Raw genomic sequence first — 17,106 nt, 5'->3', positions numbered from 1 at the left:
GAGGGGCTGTGCTTCGCGAGTTCAAGCTCCCCGACGTCGGCGAAGGCCTGACCGAGGCCGAGATCGTCAAGTGGCACGTCGCCGTCGGTGAGAAGGTGACGATCAACCAGACCATCGTCGAGATCGAGACCGCCAAGGCCGTGGTCGAGCTGCCGTGCCCGTACGAGGGCGTGGTCGCCTCGCTGATGGCCGCCGAGGGCGAGACGGTGGACGTCGGCAAGCCGATCATCGCCGTCGACACCGGCGAAGGGGCGGACACCACCAGGGAGACGGCGCTGGCCGACGACATGGTGCCCGCGCCCCCGCCCGAGGCCACCGAGGCCAAGCCCGAGCGCCAGCCGGTGCTGGTCGGGTACGGCGTCAAGCTGGGCGCCACCACCCGCCGACCCCGCAAGGGCCGGGCTCCCGCGGACGCCCAGGCTTCGGCGCCGGCTCCCGCCCAGGCCGCTTCGGCCCCCGTCCAGGCCCCGCCCCCCGCCGCGGCGCCCGTCGCCGAGGCCGGCAGGGTCGCGGTGCTGGCCAAGCCGCCCGTGCGCAAGCTGGCCAAGGATCTCGGCGTCGACCTCGCCGCCATCGCCGGGACGGGCCCGAACGGCTCGATCACCCGTGAGGACGTGCACGCCGCCGTCGCCTCCGAGGCGGCGCCCGCCGCCGCGGTCCCGGCCGGGGTCAGGGAGGAGCGCGTCCCGGTCAAGGGCGTGCGCAAGGCAACGGCGGCGGCCATGGTGGCCTCCGCCTTCACCGCCCCGCACGTCACCGAGTTCCTCCAGGTCGACGTCACCGCCACCATGGACGCCGTGCGCCGGCTGCGCCAGATGCCCGACTTCGCCGAGGTCAAGGTGTCGCCGCTGCTGCTCGTGGCCAAGGCGCTGCTCACGGCCGCCAGGCGCTACCCGATGATCAACTCCAGCTGGGCCGGCGACGAGATCGTGGTCAAGCACTACGTGAACCTCGGCATCGCCGCCGCGACCCAGCGCGGGCTGATCGTCCCGAATGTCAAGGACGCGCAGGCGCTGACGCTCCCGGACCTCGCCCGGGCCCTGGCGGTGCTCACCGAGACGGCGCGGGCGGGCAGGTCGCAGCCCGCCGACCTCACCGGGGGCACGATCACCATCACCAACGTCGGCGTCTTCGGCATCGACGCGGGAACGCCCATCATCAACCCCGGCGAGGTCGCGATCCTGGCGTTCGGCCAGGTCCGCGACCTTCCGTGGGTGGTGGACGGCCAGATCGTGCCGCGCAAGGTCACCACGCTGGCGCTGTCGTTCGACCACCGCGTCATCGACGGCGAGCTTGGCTCCTACGTCCTGCGCGACGTCGGCGCCATGCTGGAGGACCCGCTGCGGATGCTCGCCTGGAGCTGACCCGCCGTTCCCGAAGGCCCGGGGGATCGTTTCCCCGGGCCTTCAGCGTCCCGCGCCCGCCGCCGAGGTCGGGCGCGAGACCGACACCCGCGGCCGGTGCCGCCGGTAGGCCCGCGCGACGTCGAGCAGGAAGGCGATGTCGCTGTTCAGGTCGCCCCCGCCGGGGATCGCCGTCGCGGGCGGGTGCGCGACCGCCGCCGCGCCGCGCGCCTTGGCCCGCAGGGCGGCGGCCAGCGTGGCGGCCTCCACGACCGCCTCCAGCCGCTGCCCGCCCATCCCCGCCCGTACGGCGGCGGCGCGGGCGGCGGCGGCCACGCCGGGGTCGAGGTACGGCTGGAGGGTCATCCGGCCGTCGCGGATCTCGATGACCCGCCGGTACAGGCGAAGGCCCAGGTCACGGACGGTCAACAGGTCGGCCGGGGCCGAGGCGGGAGGGGACAGCGCGATCTGCGGGCTGGCCCTGTAGAGCGCGAGCCAGAGCGGGCGCAGCGCCAGGTAGGTGTGGTAGCGCTGGAACCAGTCCAGCAGCGCGGGCAGGCCGAGCAGCGGCCCCCAGGTCGGCATGGTGGCCCCGGCCAGGAACAGGACGTGCCCGGCGAGCGGCAGCACCGCGTCCAGCACATGGCTCTCGGCCTGCGGAAGGTACTGGAACCCGAACCGCGCGGCGCCGAAGACGAACGCCTTGTGCACGTGGTAGGCCAGCCCGCACACCGCGCCGATCGCGGCCAGACGAAGGCCGAGGCTCAGCGTCGAGTTGGCGGCCATCCGGGCGTACCGCGACGCGAAGCGCACGAGGTTGCCGAACGCCGGCGTCAGGAACGCCAGGTAGACCATCCAGTACTCGAACACCCACGGCGCGGCGGCGTAACGGCCCGCGAAGCGGACGTCGTCCACCGGCGTCGGCGCGAGCGCGAACAGCACGCCGAGGATCGCGAAGGCCGGGACCAGCACCCATAGATGGGCGTACCTCTGCCGCGTGGTGAGGCGGGAGGGAGGGGCGCTGAGCAGGCGCAGCAGCGTCTGGGCCGACCAGGCCGCCGTGAGCATGCTCGCGTGGCCGAGCGGCCGGGCGAGGTTGGGGACGCCGCTGTACTGGCCGATCGCGGAGTAGACCGCGGGGGTGAGCACCGTCAGCGAGATGGTCACCGCCAGCAGGATCTCGGCGAGCATCCGCCGGGCGAGGTCGGGCGGGCGCAGATACGCGTGCGGCAGCAGCGAGAGCAGCAGCGCCCATCCGAGCAGCGGGGGACCGTAGAAGCGCAGCCAGTCGCCCATCGGGTCCTCAGCGCGGCGGGTCGGGCGGGCCGGCCTGCGTCCAGTCCAGCGCCGCGAGCAGGCGGTTGAGCACGCCGCTCTGGCCGGACGGGCCGGGTGCCGAGGACGGCCGGCGTGCCCGTTGCTGGATGAGGGAGGCGAGCAGCTCGGCCTCCTGTTCCTCGACCGCGGAGTAGGCGCTGCGCCCCAGCACGGTGTGGACCATCCGGGGGTCCAGGCTCGGCAGCAGCTCCCGGCCGCCGTCCCCCGCGGGGAAGGACGCCCCGTAGTGGTCGCAGAGCAGGTGGCTCAGCTCGTGCAGGATGATGTGCTCCTGGTGGGGCGGCGTGGTGGCCTGCTCGTACAGGATGAAGTCGGCCGTGTCGGTCGCCACCCACAGCCCCCACAGGCCGGCCTGCCCGGTCATGGGTAACAGCCGGATCGGCCGCCCCCGCTGCTCGGCGATCGCCGCGCACAGCTCCCGCACGTCGAAGGGGGCGGGGAGCGGGAGCTCCCGCAGCCGGGCCTCGCAGCGGCGGCGCAGCGCCCTGAGGCTCCGCGCCCGGCGCATCAGCGGGGCCCCCGGGTGGTGGTCCGCGAGGGGGGGAATGACACGGTCAGGCTCCTTGCACGGGAGGATTGCCTGGCAGCCCTTCGAGCTCGCGGACGCGTTCGACCATCTCGGTGATGGCGTCCAAGGACTTCGGGGACAGGCCCGCGGCGCGCAGCGCGATCTGCCGGACCGACGCGTCGCGCAGCGCGCTGAGCAGCGCGAGCTCGGCGTCGATGCGCTTGGCGGCGGCGTCGTCGAAGAAGTAGGCGGGAGGGACGCCGAAGAACCCGGCGAGGGCCTCCAGGTGCCGTTTGGTCGGGTTGTCGCGGATGCCCTTGCGAAGCTGCCAGATGTACGTGGCGGAGATGGTGGGCCCCCCGCGGTCGCGTATGGCCGTGGCGACCTCCTCGAAGCTGTACTCACCGCCGGTACGGGGGTGGATCGTACGGAAAAGGTGGTTCAGCTTCGCGGCGAGGGTCCGCTCGTCCCCTGGAGCGGTGTCGGGCATCTGCGCCTCCATGCGACCGGCCCCTTCCCCAGATGTGGGGCCGGTGAAATCGAGCATACCGGTCCATGAGCTGGCGTGGACGGGTGCTTTCGGGCTCGGAAATCACAGTTGACGACGGTCGTTGCGCAAGTTTACGCTCTCACGGTAACCATCAACTCAGATAAATGACGATGGTGGCGGCCGGCGAACGTCGATCACGAGGGGCATCGGGTCGTTCGCCGGAAATCCGTTTTCTCCGGCATTGAAGCCATCCCGCGACACACACCGAGATCGGCCGGTGGTCGGCGTTTCCCGGCCGCTCGCAAACGCCTCGGAAGCCGTCGCCGGTGTGCGTGATCCCGGCGCGGGCTCAGGCCGTACGCTGGCGGCGCAGGCTAGCGAAGGAGAGATCATGTTCCGGCACGTCGTGCTGTTCACCTGGATCGCGGACGCCACCGAGGAGCAGAAGGCCACCGTCGAGGCCAGTCTGAAGGAGCTTCCCGGCGTGATCCCGGAGATCCGCGCCTACAACATCGGCGGCGACGCCGGCGTCAACCCGGGCAACTACGAGTTCGCCGTCGTGGCCGACTTCGACTCCGTGGACGGCTACGTCGTGTACCGCGACCACCCCGCGCACCGCGCCGTGATCGACGACACCATCACCCCGATCGTCGCCAACCGCGTCGCGGTGCAGTACAGCTACTGACCACGTGACGGCTACTGACCACGTGCGGTTCAGATCGTGGGCGGGTTCTGCTCGTGGTCCAGCAGGCGGTCCTCGGACGTCCGGCCGCGCCGGGACATCAGCAGGAAGCTGATCAGCAGTCCCGCGGCGCCCACGACCATGAAGATCACGCCGATGACATCGATGTGCACGGACGTGCCCAGCACGTCCGGATCGATGGCGAACTTGAGAATCGCCCCGACGGTCAGGAGGAAGAGACTGACCCCGATGCCCATCTAGACCTCCGGGTTCGACGGAACTCAGAACGGTAAAGAGCGCCTCGCGGCAGGGTCATACCCACCACAAGGCGCTCGATCACCGATTCATCCGGAGAGGCCAGATATAGCCGTCCCGCCGGGCGGGACCATCTGTCAGAAGGCTTCCTCGGGCAGTTCCATCAGGCTCTGGTCGGTGGCGGACAGCGTGCGCGACTCGGCGGAGAGCCGGGGCAGCACGGTGTGGGCGAAGAACGAGGCCGCGGCCACCTTGCCCTGGTAGAAAGCCTGGTCGCGGTCGGACTCGCCGAGGGACTTCAGCGCGATCTCGGCCTGGCGCAGCAGCAGCCAGCCGATCACCAGGTCGCCGAGGCCCAGCAGGAACCGGGTGGTGTTGAGGCCGACCTTGTAGACCTCCTTGGGGTCCTCCAGCGAAGCGATCGCCCACGCGGCCATGGTGTCGGCCATCGCCTTGATGTCGTCGGCGGCGCCGTCCAGCAGTCGGCGCTCCTCCTTCATCCTGCCGTTCCCGGCCTCGGAGGCGGCGAACTCCTTGATGCCGGCGAGCAGCGCGCCGAGCGCGGCGCCCTGGTTGCGCAGGACCTTGCGGAAGAACAGGTCCTGGCCCTGGATCGCCGTGGTGCCCTCGTACAGGGAGTCGATCTTCGCGTCCCTGATGTACTGCTCGATCGGGTAGTCCTGCAGGTAGCCCGAGCCGCCCAGCGTCTGCAGCGACCGGGCGAGCATCTCGTACGAGCGCTCGGAGCCGACGCCCTTGACCAGCGGCAACAGCAGGTCGTTCATCGCCTCGGCGGCGGCGTCCTTGGTGCCCTCGAACGCGGCGATCTGCACCGCGTCCTGGAAGGTCGCCGTGTAGAGGACCAGCGCGCGCATGCCCTCGGCGTACGCCTTCTGCAGCATGAGCTCGCGGCGGACGTCCGGATGGTGGGTGATGGCCACCCTCGGGGCGGACTTGTCCGCCATGCGGGTCAGGTCGGCGCCCTGCACCCGCTGCTTGGCGTACTCCAGGGCGTTGAGGTAGCCGGTGGACAGCGTGGCGATCGCCTTGGTGCCGACCATCATGCGGGCGTGCTCGATGATCATGAACATCTGCTTGATGCCCTCGTGCACCCCGCCGACCAGCGTGCCGACGGCCGGGTGCTTCTCGCCGAAGGTCAGCTCGCAGGTCGTGGACGCCTTGAGGCCCATCTTGTGCTCGACGTTGGTCACGTACACGCCGTTGCGCGCGCCGGGCTCTCCCGTCTCCTCGTCCACGAGGAACTTCGGCACGAGGAACATCGACAGGCCCTTGGTGCCCGGGCCGGCGCCCTCGGGGCGGGCGAGCACGAGGTGGAAGATGTTCTCGGCCATGTCATGCTCGGCGCTGGTGATGAACCGCTTGACGCCCTCGATGTGCCAGGTGCCGTCCGGCTGCTCGACGGCCCGCGTACGGCCCGCGCCGACGTCGGAGCCCGCGTCCGGCTCGGTCAGCACCATCGTGGCGCCCCACTGCCGCTCGATGGCGTGCGCGGCGAAGCGCTTCTGCTCCTCGGTGCCGATGACGTCGAGCACGTGGGCGAAGGCGGGGCCGCTGCTGTACATCCAGATGGCGGGGTTGGAGCCCAGGATCATCTCGGCCATGGCCCAGGCGACCGACCGGGGGACGCCGGGACCGCCCAGTTCCTCGGGCAGGTCGAGGTTGGTCCAGCCCGCGTCGCGGAAGGTCTCGAAGGACCTGCGGAAACGCGGCGGCATCGTCACCGTGCTGGTGGCGGGGTCGAAAACGGGGGGCGTGCGGTCCCCCTCCTCGAAGGAGTCGGCCAGCACGCCGGTGGCCATGCGGTCGACCTCGTCCAGGAGGCTCCGCACGGTGCCCTCGTCGACCTCGGCGAACCGCCCGGTTCCGAGGATCTCACGACGGCCGAACACCTCGAAGAGGTTGAACTCCAGGTCGCGGACGTTGCTCTTGTAGTGGCCCATGCTGCGCGTCTCCTCGAACCGGCATAAGAACTACTGGTCAGTAACCTTACCGCCAATGCTACCCGCGAGTAACCCCTAGAAAACGGGACGAACCTCACCCTGTCCGGAGCGTCCGAGGAGATGTGGCGCCGGGGGAACCCGGGCTGTGGTGAGGTTTCTCACCAAGCGGGTTCGGCGTGTGTGAGATTTGCTAGCTTCGGTGTCAGAGGCCCCGTTCCGGGGTCTCCCGGACGAGTGGCACGCCGTACCCGGCCCAGCGAAGACGGCGCGCGCATCAACATGGAACAGATGATTCAGATCGTCGGCGCGATCGCCGTCCTGACCGCCTTCGTCCTCGCGCAGTTCAAGATCCTCCGGCCGCGCTCGGCCGTCTACCTGACGCTGAACCTCGTCGGCTCCGCTGTGCTCACCTGGGTGGCGCTGGCGAACCGCGACTGGGGATTCCTGCTGCTGGAAGGCGTCTGGGCCCTGGTCTCGGCGGTGAGCCTGGCCCGCGTGACCCTCGGCGGGGACCCGGCCGCCGGCATTGAGAAACCGGCTTGACGCTTTTGCCGGTGTTGCGCTTAGCTGACCCGCATGATTGGCATCCACACGGTCACGGTCGACAGCGACGAGCCGTACGAACTCGCCCAATGGTGGCACGAAGTGCTCGGGTGGCCCTTCGACGACGAGACCGACAAGGACGACGACGAGATCATGCTCGTGGGCCCGAACGAGCCCCACCTGCTGTTCATCCGCGTCCCGGAGGGCAAGTCCGTCAAGAACCGCCTGCACATCGACCTGAGGCCGCACGGCGACGGGACGCGGGACGAGGAGGTCCGGCGGCTGATCGGCCTCGGCGCGACGGTGTACGAGGACCACCGCTACAGCGACGGGACCGGCTGGGTCACCATGCTCGACCCGGAGGGCAACGAGTTCTGTGTGTGCCGCGGCGAGGCCGAGCGCGACGCCACCGGCTGACCCGGCCCCGATGGCAGCCGGGGGCACGGCGCGGGGGCCGAGGCCCCCGCCGGCCGGCTCAGCGGGCGGACTGGGCCTTCCCCTTGAGCGACAGCGTGCCGAGGCCCGCGATCAGGTAGACCAGTGCGCCGCCCCACAGCGCGTCCCAGGCGGCGCCGAACACGCCTTCCCGGTCGAAGATGAGCTGGATCGGGTACATCAGGACGGCGGCGCCGATGCCCGGGTACAGCGAGAACCTCCACGGGTGCCGCAGCGACCACAGCCGCGCCTGACGGGTCACCCTGTCCGGGACGTCGGGCCTGCGCACGGCGCCGACGGCGGCCACGAGGCTGAAGAGGCTGATGCCGAGGCACAGGGCCCAGGTCAGGTCGGCGGGGCCGGGGAGGATGACCCCCATCGTGAAGCTGATCGCCGCGGACGCCACACCGGTGATCGCCGCGGTCTTCCAAGGCGCGCCCCGCAGGGCGGCGCCGGCGAGCGACATCTCGTCGCGCCGAGTCAGTTCGTTCATGGCACCAAGACTGCCCTGTGTGACGCCTCCGGTACATCGGGGGAGAACCCTGATCCTCCCCTGACCCCCGGTTCCTCCCTCTGACCGCCCGTGCGCCCGGCCGGCCTGAGCCTCACCGGCTACCTTTGGTGCATGTCTGTGATCTTCCGTCCCGCACGCCGGGAGGACGTCCCCCTCATCGTGGCCATGCTCGCCGACGACCCCATCGCGGCGGCCAGGGAAGGCGACCCCCAGGACGAGGTCTACATGACCGCCTTCGAGGCCATCGACCGCGACCCTCGCCAGGAGTTGGTCGTCGCCGAGGCGGACGGCCGGGTGGTGGGCACGATGCAGGTCACCTACATCCCCGGACTGTCCCGTAGGGGCGGGGAGCGGGCGCTGATCGAGGCCGTCCGCGTCGGCGCGTCCGCGCGCGGTCAGGGGCTCGGGCGCGCGATGATCCGGTGGGCCGTCGACAGGGCGCGCGAGCGCGGCTGCCGCATGGTGCAGCTCACCAGCGACAAGGCCCGTCCCGACGCCCACCGCTTCTACACCTCACTCGGCTTCGTCGACTCCCACGTGGGCTTCAAGCTGGCCCTCTGAGGCCCTCCGGTGGCCCCTAGGGGAGCGGGCCGATCTCCACGAGGTTGTCGTGGTAGACCGCGCCCCTGCCCATGTCGGCGTCGCGCTCCTCCACCAGGGCGTTGACGTTCGTCCCTCCGGGGCTCAGCTTGGGCCAGCTCCCCTTGGGCGTGGCGACCACGCCCGGGGCGACCCTGTCGGTGATCTCCACCTCGGCGGTCATCCCGCCGTTGTCGTTGAACACCCGCACCCGCTGCCCGTGGGTCAGGCCGCGGTCGGCGGCGTCCTTCTCGTTCACCAGCACCTTCGGCGCGCCCGCCCGCCGGGCCAGCTCGGGGTTGTTGCCGAACACCGTGTTGAGGAACACGTGCGACGCCGGGGTGATCATCGCGAGCTTGTACGGCCCGTCGGCGCGGGCCGTGGCGGGCGGGACGTACCCCTTGCCCTCGGGGACGAACCGCAGCCTGCGCGAGGGCGTCGGGAACCCGTCGGTGAACGGCACGAAGGGGTCGGGGTAGCCGAGCCGTGCCCAGCCCCTCTCGCGGAGCCCCTCGACCGTGATGCCGGCCAGCGCCGGGTGGTCCGCCGACAGCAGCTCCTCGGCGATCTGGAGGTCGGAGTCGTAGAGGGACGGCTCGGTCAGGCCGAGGCGGCGGGCCAGCCGGCGAAAGGTCTCGGTGGTGGAGGCGCACTCCCCGGCGGGCGCGACCGCGGGCTCGTTCCACATCAGGTACATGTGGCCGTACCCGTGGTGCAGGTCCATGTGCTCGAACTGCATGGTCGCGGGCAGCACGATGTCGGCGTAGTCGACGGTGTCGGTGGGGAACTGCTCCATCACGACCGTGAACAGGTCCTCCCTGAGCAGGCCCTCGCGGATGCGGTTCTGGTCCGACGTGCTGCCCATCGGGTTGGCCGCGTAGACCCACAGGCACTTGACGGGCTTCTCGGTGTCCGCGAGTCCCTCGGCGAGGCGGGTCATCGTGAGCGTGCGCACGGGCCTCGGCAGCAGCTCGCGGCGGGGGTCGACACGCAGCGGCACGTAGGCGCTGGTGGAGTACGCCACGCCGCCGCCGGGGTACTTCCAGTCGCCGGTGACGCCGGGGATGCAGGCGATGGTGCGCATGGCCGTGCCGCCGCCCTGGTGGCGCTGGACGCCCATCGTGGCGCGGATCCCGGTGGGGCGGGTGTGCGCCAGGCGTACGCCGAGGGCGCGAATGTCCTTCTCGGGGATGCCGGTGATCTCGGCGGCCACCTTTGGCGGATATTTGCGGATTTCTCGCTCGAAGTCCTCCCAGCCCTTGGTGTGGTGCTCCAGGTAGTCGCGGTCCTCGGCCCCCTCGTCCAGGACGACGTGCATCAGGGCCAGCGCCAGCGCCGCGTCCGTCCCCGGCCGGATCGCCAGGTGTTCGTCGGCCTGGTCGGCCGTGCGGGTCCTGATCGGGTCGATCGCGACCACATGCGCGCCGTTCGCCCGCGCCTCCTGGATGAACTTCCACAGGTGGTGGCCGCTCGTCAGCGTGTTCGTGCCCCACAGCAGGATCAGCTTCGACAGCGCGAACGTCTCGGGGTCCATCCCGCCCGGAGTGCCGTTCGTGCGCGCCAGCCCGAGGTTCCCCGCGCGGGAGCAGATGTTCAGGTCGTGCCGCGACGCCCCCAGCGCGTTCCACAACCGCCGCCCGGCAAGTCCGGACTCGCCCTGGATGTACCCGAGCGTCCCCGTCCCCTGGTACGGCCATATCGCCTCGCCGCCGAACTCGTCGACGATCGCCGTCAGCCTGGTCGCGATCTCGTCCAGCGCCTCGTCCCACGAGATTCGCTCGAACCGCCCCGACCCCTTCGGCCCGACCCGGCGCATCGGATGCAGGATGCGGTCGGCGGCCTTGGTGTGCTCAAGATAACGATTCACCTTCACGCAGAGGGCGCCGCGCGTGTACGGCTGGTCCCGGTTTCCCCGCAGGCCCACCGCCTCGCCGTCCTTGACGGTCACCACCCACGAACAGGTGTCGGGACAGTCCAGCGGACACGCCCCCAGCACGTTCAGCTCACGTGTCATGAATGAACGCTACCTGGGCGGTCATTACCAAACCATGGGACCCCGTGCAGTGTCCGCACCGTCACCATCGATCATGTCTCGTCCGGCTGATCCCCCACCGGCGGACGCGCCGTAGAGTGTCACCGAATGGCCGGGGGCGACCGAACTCCGGCGGCCTGCCGGGGCGCGCGACAAGTACGCCCTAACGTAGGGCCGCCGTTTTCCGTCGGCCCCGCGCGATCGACGCGAACTACGGCTAGGAAGATCATATGACGCGAGACGAGTGCAGACGTCGGCGGTGACCGAAATCAGGCAACGTGACGAGGCGGAGGAGGCCGCGGGGGAAGGGTCCTCCATGGCCGATGCCGACATGACCGCGCACGATCCTGGGCACGATCCGGGGTACGAGCCCGCGCGTGAGCCGGGGCGCGACGCGGGAGTCCATGCGGACGCCGCACCCGTCCTCGCCGCCGGCCCCGGCGCCCACTCCGGAGCCCAGGAGGGCACCCCGGGCGCCGACGGCTCCCGCGACGCTCTCGTGCTCGTCGTCGAGCCGCTGCTGCCCCAGCGCATCCGCCGCCCGTCGGACGCCCTCCGCTTCCTCGCCACCCTGGCCGCACTGGCCGCCGTGATCCTCCTCGCGCTCGTCGCCAAGCAGACGCTCGACGGGCTGGAGAAGGACGTCACCGACGGCACGAGCCGTGCCCCCGACCTGCTGATCGGCGTGGCCGCCTTCCTCGCGGGCACCGCGGTCCTCGCCGTGCCCGCCGCCTACGCCGTCGAACGGGTCTTCCACCGGGACGGGCTGCGCGTCGCCGAGGGCCTGATCGCGGCCATCACCGGCATGCTCGCCTCGTTCGTGCTCGGCGAGTGGCTGGCCGTGGCCGGCCCCGGCGACCTGCGCCAGCTCCTCACGGGCGGCCGCTCGGTCGAGCCGATCAACACCCTGCTCACCTCCGTCGTCGCCTACGCCACCGCCGTCCGCCTCGCCCGCCGCCCCACCTGGCGCGCGGTGATGTGGATGGCCATCGCCCTCGACGTCTTCGCCCTGTTCACCGGTGCGGAGGCGACCGCGCTCGGCGTCTTCGTCACCTACCTCGTCGGCCTCGCGGTCGGGTACGCCACGCTGTACGTCATCGGCAGCCCCAACACCCGCCCGCCCGGCAGCACGGTCATCGCCGCGCTGCGCCGCCTCGGATTCGCCCCCGTCAAGGCGCGGCGCATCAACGACGACCCGCAGGGCAGCCGCCGCTACGCCGTGACGATGTCCGACGAGCGCCGCCTCGACGTCACCGTCCTCGACCGCGACCGGCAAGTGTCCGGCGTCATCTACCGGCTGTGGCGGCGCATCCGGCTCAACTCCGAGACCCGCCGCCGGGCGATCCGCTCGTTGCGGGCCGAGCTGGAGCGCGAGGCCCTCATGGCGTACGCCGCCCAGGCCGCCGGGGCCAACACCCCGCGCCTGGTCGGTACCAGCGAGATCGGCACCGACGCCGCCCTGCTGGCGTACGAGCACCTGGAGACCCGCGCGCTGGAGGACGTCGCCGACGACGAGCTCACCGACGAACTGCTGGTCAAGATCTGGAAGCAGGTCGAGCTGCTCCAGGCGCAGCGGCTCGCCCACCGCCGTCTCACCGGCGACAGCATCCACCTGTACGGTGACGAGGTCGTGCTGACGGACGCCCGCAGCGGCGAGATCGCGGCCGGAGACCTGCTGCTCCGCCTGGACGTCGCCCAGCTGCTCACCTACCTCGCGCTGCGGGTGGGCCCCGAGCGCTCGGTGGTGTCGGCGTCCAAGGTCATGCCCAAGCAGGCGCTCGCCGGGGCCCTGCCGCTGCTCCAGCGCATCGCCCTCACCCGGGGCACGCGGGCCGAGGTCGGCAAGAACAAGGAACTTCTGCCCGCGCTGCGGGAGCACATCGTCGCCCTCACCCCGCAGGTCGAGGTCGACGAGGTCCGCCTGGAGCGGTTCCGGCCGCGCACCGTCGTCACGATCATCGCCAGCGCCCTGGCCGCGTACTTCCTGCTCTCCCAGCTCAGCCGGGTGAACCTCGTGGACGTGGTCACCTCGGCCAAGTGGGGCTGGGGCGGCGTGGCGCTCGCCGCGGCCGGCATCAGCTACGTCGCCGCCGCGCTCATGATGCGCGGCTTCGTCCCCGAGACGCTGCCCCTCGGGCGTACGGTTCTGGCGCAGTTCGCGGGCTCGTTCGTGAAGCTCGTCGCGCCCGCGGCGGTCAGCGGTGTGGCGATCAATACCCGCTACCTGCAGAAACGCGGCATCGCACCCGGCCTCGCGGTGGCCAGCGTGGGCGCCTCCCAGCTCGTCGGCCTCGGATTCCACGTGATCCTGCTGCTGTTGTTCGGCTACATGACGGGCACCAAGGCCGCCCCATCGGTGAGCCCGTCCCGGGGCATCGTCATCGGCCTGCTCTCCGCCGGTGTGGTCGTCCTGCTCGTGCTGGCCGTCCCGCAACTGCGGCGCCTGGTCACCAAACGCCTGCGGCCGCTGTTCTCCGGGGTCATCCCCAGGTTGCTGGACGTGCTGCAGTCGCCCCGCAAGATCCTTGAGGGCGTCAGCGGCACGCTTCTGCTGACCCTGGCGTTCATCGTCTGCCTGGACGCCTGCGTCCGCGCCTTCGGCGGCTCGCTCAGCTTCACGTCCGTCGCCGTGGTGTTCCTGGCAGGCAACGCCATCGGCTCCGCCGCACCCACCCCTGGAGGCCTGGGCGCGGTCGAAGCGTCCCTCTCACTCGGCCTGACGCTGTCCGGGCTCCCCGGCACCGTCGCGACGTCCGCCGTCCTGCTGTTCCGGCTGCTGACGTTCTGGCTGCCCGTCCTGCCGGGGTGGGCGTCGTTCGCCTGGCTCCAGCGGCACGACGCCCTCTAGCTGGTCTATCCGGCTTCGCCGGGTTTGCCCTGCGGGCTAAACGATCTTCCCGCCCGGCTCGGCGATCTGCTTCTCGATCGCGGCGAGCTCCTCGGCGGAGAACGCCAGGTTGTCCACCGCCGCGACGTTGTCCTCAAGCTGCTTCACGCTGCTCGCGCCGATCAGCACCGAGGTGATCCGCGCGTCGCGCAGCCCCCAGGCCAGCGCCATCTGCGCGAGGGACTGGCCACGGCCCGCGGCGATGTCGTTCAGCGCGCGGACGCGGCGCAGCACGTCGTCGGTGAGGTGGCTGGGCCGCAGGAACCGTTCCTTGGAGGCGCGCGAGCCGTCGGGGATGCCGTCGAGGTACCTGTTGGTGAGGATGCCCTGCGACAGCGGCGAGAACGGGATACAGCCGACGCCCTCGGCCTCCAGCGTGTCCAGCAGGCCGTCCTCGATCCAGCGGTCGAACATCGAGTAGTTGGGCTGGTGGATGAGCAGCGGCGTGCCGAGCTGCCGCAGGATCTCGGCGGCGCGGCGCGTCTGCTCGGGGCTGTAGTTGGAGATCCCCGCGTACAGCGCCCGGCCCGACCGGACGGCCGTGTCCAGCGCGCCCATGGTCTCTTCGAGCGGGGTGTCCGGGTCCGGACGGTGGCTGTAGAAGATGTCGACGTAGTCCAGGCCCATGCGCGCGAGGGACTGGTCGAGGCTCGCCAGCACGTACTTGCGCGAGCCCCACTCGCCGTACGGCCCCGGCCACATGTCGTACCCGGCCTTGGTCGAGATGATCAGCTCGTCGCGGTACGGGCGGAAGTCCTGCGCGAAGATGTGGCCGAAGTTCCGCTCGGCCGAGCCGGCCGGGGGGCCGTAGTTGTTGGCCAGGTCGAAGTGCGTCACGCCGAGATCGAAGGCCCTGCGCAGGGTGGCCCTCTGGGTCTCGATCGGTTTGTCGTCCCCGAAGTTGTGCCAGAGCCCGAGCGACACCGCGGGAAGCTTCAGGCCGCTCCTGCCGGACCGGTTGTAGGGCTGCCGCTCGTAACGGTCGCTCGATGCCGAATACGTCACTTCTTCTCCTCGGTGTCTTCTGTTGCGCCCGTAGCGGCCCGGTCGAGGATCCACGACAGGGTGAACGCCTCCTCGCGCCACGCGTCGTACCGCCCGCTCCTGCCCCCGTGGCCGGCGCCCATCTCCGTCTTCAACAGGAAGGGGCCTCCGGCGGCGGTGGCGCGGAGCCTGGCGATCCATTTGGCGGGCTCGTGGAACAGGACGCGGGTGTCGTTGAGGCTGGTGATCGCGAGAATGGGTGGATACGTCCGGTCGTCGATGTTCTCATACGGGGTGTACGACTTCATGTAGGCGTATACGTCCGGGTTGTGCAGTGGATCGCCCCACTCGTCCCACTCGATGACCGTGAGCGGCAACGACGGATCAAGGATCGTGTTCAGCGCGTCCACGAACGGGACCTCGGCCACCACGCCCGAGAACTCCTCGGGCGCGAGGTTCACCGCGGCGCCCATCAGCAGGCCGCCGGCCGAGCCGCCCCGCGCCACGATCTCGCTCGACCAGCCCGAGCGCTTCAGATGCCGCGCGACCGCGACGAAGTCGCTGAAGGTGTTCTTCTTGCTGGTGAGCCTGCCCTCCTCGTACCAGCGGCGTCCCATCTCGCCGCCGCCCCTGACGTGCGCGACGGCGAACACCATGCCCCGGTCCAGCAGGCTCAGCCGCGCCACCGAGAACGACGGGTCGATCGAGGTCTCGTAGCTGCCGTAGCCGTACAGCACCGTGGGCGCGGGACGGGACGTCCCCTTCTTCGTCACGATGGAGACCGGGATGCGCGTCCCGTCCTCCGCGACCGCCCACTCGCGGAACTGCTCGTAGTCCTCGGGCTCGTACCCGCCGAGCACCGGCCGCCGCTTCAGCAGGATCAGCTCACGTGAGGTGAGGTCGTAGTCGTACACCGAGGGCGGCGTCACCATCGAGGCGTACGCCAGACGCAGCCTGCCGGTGTGGAACTCCGGGTTCCCGGCGGGCTCGGCGGTGTGGATCGGCTCCGGGAAGGAGATCTCGTACGGCTCGCCGTCCTCGGGCAGCACCCGGATGCCCGTGAGGCCGTCACGGCGGAAGTGCACCACCAGGTGGTCGGAGAAGGCGTCGACGTCCAGCAGCCGTGTGTCCTCCCGGTGGGGGACCAGCGGCGTCCACGTGGCGGGGTCGTCGATCGGCGCGGCGGCGATCTCGAAGTTCCGCGCGCCCTCGTTGTGCAGGATCAAGAACTGGTCGCCCGCGTGGTCGATGGTGTACTCCACCCCGGTCTGGCGGGGACGGATGACCGCGAACTCCCCGGTGGGGTACTCGGCGTCGAGAACGCGCACCTCACTGGTGATCTTGCTGCCCGCGCTCAGGACGACGTAGCGCTCGCTGCGGGTCAGGCCGATGCCGACCCAGAACCGCTCGTCGGACTCCTCGTAGACCAGGACGTCCTCGTCGGCCGACGTCCCGATCATGTGGCGGTACACGCGGTAAGGACGCCACGCGTCGTCCACGGTCGTGTAGAAGAACGCCGAACCGTCGGTCGCCCACGCGCCGCCGTAGAAGATGTTCGGGATCTCGTCGGCCAGCACCTCGCCGGTGTCCAGCCTCTTGAACCGCAGCGTGAAGCGCTCGTTGCCGCTGAAGTCGGTCGAGTACGCGAGCGTCGAACCGTCCGGGCTGACGGCCGAGGTGCCCATGGCGAAGAACGGGCTGTCGCCGGCCAGCACGTTGCCGTCCAGCAGCACCTGCTCACCCGGCAGCGGCTCGCCGGCCTTCAGCTCGGGCGGCGTGTCGCCCTCGGAGCGAAGGCGGCACTGGACGCCGTACTGCTTGCCCTCCTCGGTCCGCGAGTAGTACCACCAGCCGCCCTTGCGCGTGGGGACGGAGAGATCGGTCTCCAGGGTGCGGGCCTTGATCTCCTGGAAGACCGCTTCCTGCAGGTCCTTGAGGTGGCCGGTCTGGTCCTGGGTGAAGGCGTTCTCGGCCTCCAGGTACGCGACCGTGTCAGGATCGTCCTTGTTCGTCAGCCATGCGTACTCGTCGATCACGGTGTCGCCGTGATGAGTACGTTCGGCCGGAACCTTCTTCGCCACGGGAGGCGTGTCGCTGCTCACCTGGCCGAGTCTAGGACGCCCCCCCGCCCTCATCTGGTCTGACGCGAGGCCGCCCCTTTGTAGCGAGGACCGTGGGGTGGTCCGGCCGAGGCGGGCATCCGCTGTGGGGTCGTCGCGGAGTGTGCGCCGGTGCTCTCGGGGGCTGCTAATCTTTTGGTGTCGGCATCGACCGGCCACTTCCCACCGCACATCCCCTCCGGGTGGATGACGCGTGGGTGCGGCCAGACGTGCCGTCGATCCCCTCTAAAAGATCTACCAGGTCTCGCTTGCCAAGTGGGACTCGCTGGTCTAAGTTAGAGGGGTTGCCCTGGAGACGGGGCGGCCTAAATGCTAGTGGGTTGCTGGGTCGCAGGTCAAGTGCTGGTAACGGCGCGATTTGCTGGCGGTCAAGCGGCTTGATAGCTTGAAGGCATACGAGATGGAAGCCCCGGAGTTCGGATCCTGGTCGGGTTC

General features: G+C 70.5%; 15 protein-coding genes and 1 riboswitch. Of the genes, 6 read left to right on the top strand and 9 right to left on the bottom strand.

All coding sequences use genetic code 11. From position 1 onward, the window contains the following. Positions 1 to 8: 8 nt before the first annotated feature. Positions 9 to 1,364: a dihydrolipoamide acetyltransferase family protein gene (locus DQ384_RS35890; RefSeq protein ID WP_114033339.1), complete on the top strand. Its 1,356-nt coding sequence runs from the start codon at positions 9 to 11 to the stop codon at positions 1,362 to 1,364. A 42-nt stretch (positions 1,365 to 1,406) separates the two neighbouring features. Here DQ384_RS35890 and DQ384_RS35885 read toward each other — a convergent pair whose 3' ends face one another. The 3 genes from DQ384_RS35885 to DQ384_RS35875 are packed head-to-tail and all read right to left on the bottom strand — an operon-like array spanning position 1,407 to position 3,679. Further along, positions 1,407 to 2,639, bottom strand: a complete 1,233-nt coding sequence (locus DQ384_RS35885; RefSeq protein ID WP_114033338.1) for an MAB_1171c family putative transporter — start codon at positions 2,637 to 2,639, stop codon at positions 1,407 to 1,409. Between the two features lie 7 nt (positions 2,640 to 2,646). After that, positions 2,647 to 3,189 carry a hypothetical protein gene (locus tag DQ384_RS35880; protein ID WP_181871597.1) on the bottom strand — a complete coding sequence of 181 codons (543 nt, stop codon included), beginning with the start codon at positions 3,187 to 3,189 and terminating at the stop codon, positions 2,647 to 2,649. Between the two features lie 46 nt (positions 3,190 to 3,235). Further along, the gene (locus DQ384_RS35875) at positions 3,236 to 3,679 is read right to left on the bottom strand and encodes a helix-turn-helix domain-containing protein (protein WP_114033436.1); all 444 of its coding nucleotides are present in this window, start codon (positions 3,677 to 3,679) and stop codon (positions 3,236 to 3,238) included. Between the two features lie 391 nt (positions 3,680 to 4,070). On the opposite strand from DQ384_RS35875, the gene DQ384_RS35870 reads away from it, so the two are divergent. Further along, positions 4,071 to 4,364, top strand: a complete 294-nt coding sequence (locus tag DQ384_RS35870; RefSeq protein WP_114033337.1) for a Dabb family protein — start codon at positions 4,071 to 4,073, stop codon at positions 4,362 to 4,364. Positions 4,365 to 4,393: 29 nt separating this feature from the next. On the opposite strand, the gene DQ384_RS35865 is transcribed toward DQ384_RS35870, so the two are convergent. Further along, positions 4,394 to 4,618, bottom strand: a complete 225-nt coding sequence (locus DQ384_RS35865; RefSeq protein ID WP_114033336.1) for a hypothetical protein — start codon at positions 4,616 to 4,618, stop codon at positions 4,394 to 4,396. A 135-nt stretch (positions 4,619 to 4,753) separates the two neighbouring features. Next, on the bottom strand, positions 4,754 to 6,577 hold the full coding sequence (locus DQ384_RS35860; protein ID WP_114033335.1) for an acyl-CoA dehydrogenase: 1,824 nt from the start codon (positions 6,575 to 6,577) through the stop codon (positions 4,754 to 4,756). Between the two features lie 202 nt (positions 6,578 to 6,779). After that, positions 6,780 to 6,849: riboswitch (guanidine-III (ykkC-III) riboswitch) on the top strand. 16 nt (positions 6,850 to 6,865) lie between these two features. Between DQ384_RS35860 and DQ384_RS35855 the strand changes: the two genes are divergently transcribed. Both DQ384_RS35855 and DQ384_RS35850 read left to right on the top strand, forming a co-directional pair. Then, positions 6,866 to 7,120 (top strand): CBU_0592 family membrane protein, encoded by a 255-nt coding sequence (locus DQ384_RS35855; protein ID WP_245967029.1) that lies wholly within the window; start codon positions 6,866 to 6,868, stop codon positions 7,118 to 7,120. A 33-nt stretch (positions 7,121 to 7,153) separates the two neighbouring features. Continuing rightward, complete coding sequence (locus DQ384_RS35850; RefSeq protein WP_114033333.1) at positions 7,154 to 7,537, top strand: VOC family protein; 384 nt, start codon at positions 7,154 to 7,156, stop codon at positions 7,535 to 7,537. Between the two features lie 58 nt (positions 7,538 to 7,595). On the opposite strand, the gene DQ384_RS35845 is transcribed toward DQ384_RS35850, so the two are convergent. Beyond that, positions 7,596 to 8,048 (bottom strand): hypothetical protein, encoded by a 453-nt coding sequence (locus DQ384_RS35845; protein WP_114033332.1) that lies wholly within the window; start codon positions 8,046 to 8,048, stop codon positions 7,596 to 7,598. 132 nt (positions 8,049 to 8,180) lie between these two features. On the opposite strand from DQ384_RS35845, the gene DQ384_RS35840 reads away from it, so the two are divergent. Then, positions 8,181 to 8,630, top strand: coding sequence for a GNAT family N-acetyltransferase (locus DQ384_RS35840; RefSeq protein WP_114033435.1), 450 nt, complete (start codon positions 8,181 to 8,183; stop codon positions 8,628 to 8,630). A 16-nt stretch (positions 8,631 to 8,646) separates the two neighbouring features. Here DQ384_RS35840 and DQ384_RS35835 read toward each other — a convergent pair whose 3' ends face one another. Continuing rightward, positions 8,647 to 10,662: a molybdopterin-containing oxidoreductase family protein gene (locus DQ384_RS35835; RefSeq protein ID WP_114033331.1), complete on the bottom strand. Its 2,016-nt coding sequence runs from the start codon at positions 10,660 to 10,662 to the stop codon at positions 8,647 to 8,649. Between the two features lie 334 nt (positions 10,663 to 10,996). Here DQ384_RS35835 and DQ384_RS35830 point away from each other — a divergent pair, with 334 nt between their 5' ends. Continuing rightward, positions 10,997 to 13,528 carry a lysylphosphatidylglycerol synthase transmembrane domain-containing protein gene (locus tag DQ384_RS35830; protein ID WP_245967028.1) on the top strand — a complete coding sequence of 844 codons (2,532 nt, stop codon included), beginning with the start codon at positions 10,997 to 10,999 and terminating at the stop codon, positions 13,526 to 13,528. A 36-nt stretch (positions 13,529 to 13,564) separates the two neighbouring features. On the opposite strand, the gene mgrA is transcribed toward DQ384_RS35830, so the two are convergent. Together mgrA and DQ384_RS35820 are read right to left on the bottom strand one after the other, a co-directional pair. Then, entirely contained in the window at positions 13,565 to 14,572 is a 1,008-nt protein-coding gene (gene mgrA / locus DQ384_RS35825) for an L-glyceraldehyde 3-phosphate reductase (protein ID WP_114033330.1), read from the bottom strand. After that, a complete protein-coding gene (locus DQ384_RS35820) occupies positions 14,569 to 16,653 on the bottom strand; it encodes a S9 family peptidase (protein WP_114033329.1) in 2,085 nt (694 codons plus the stop codon). Before DQ384_RS35820 ends, mgrA begins: the two co-directional genes overlap by 4 nt. Between the last annotated feature and the right edge of the window lie 453 nt (positions 16,654 to 17,106).

Source organism: Sphaerisporangium album (genome assembly GCF_003323745.1).
GTDB classification, from domain to species: Bacteria; Actinomycetota; Actinomycetes; order Streptosporangiales; family Streptosporangiaceae; genus Sphaerisporangium; species Sphaerisporangium album.
The sequence above is the reverse complement of the archived record's forward strand: the minus strand, read 5'-3'. Positions and strand labels throughout refer to the sequence as shown.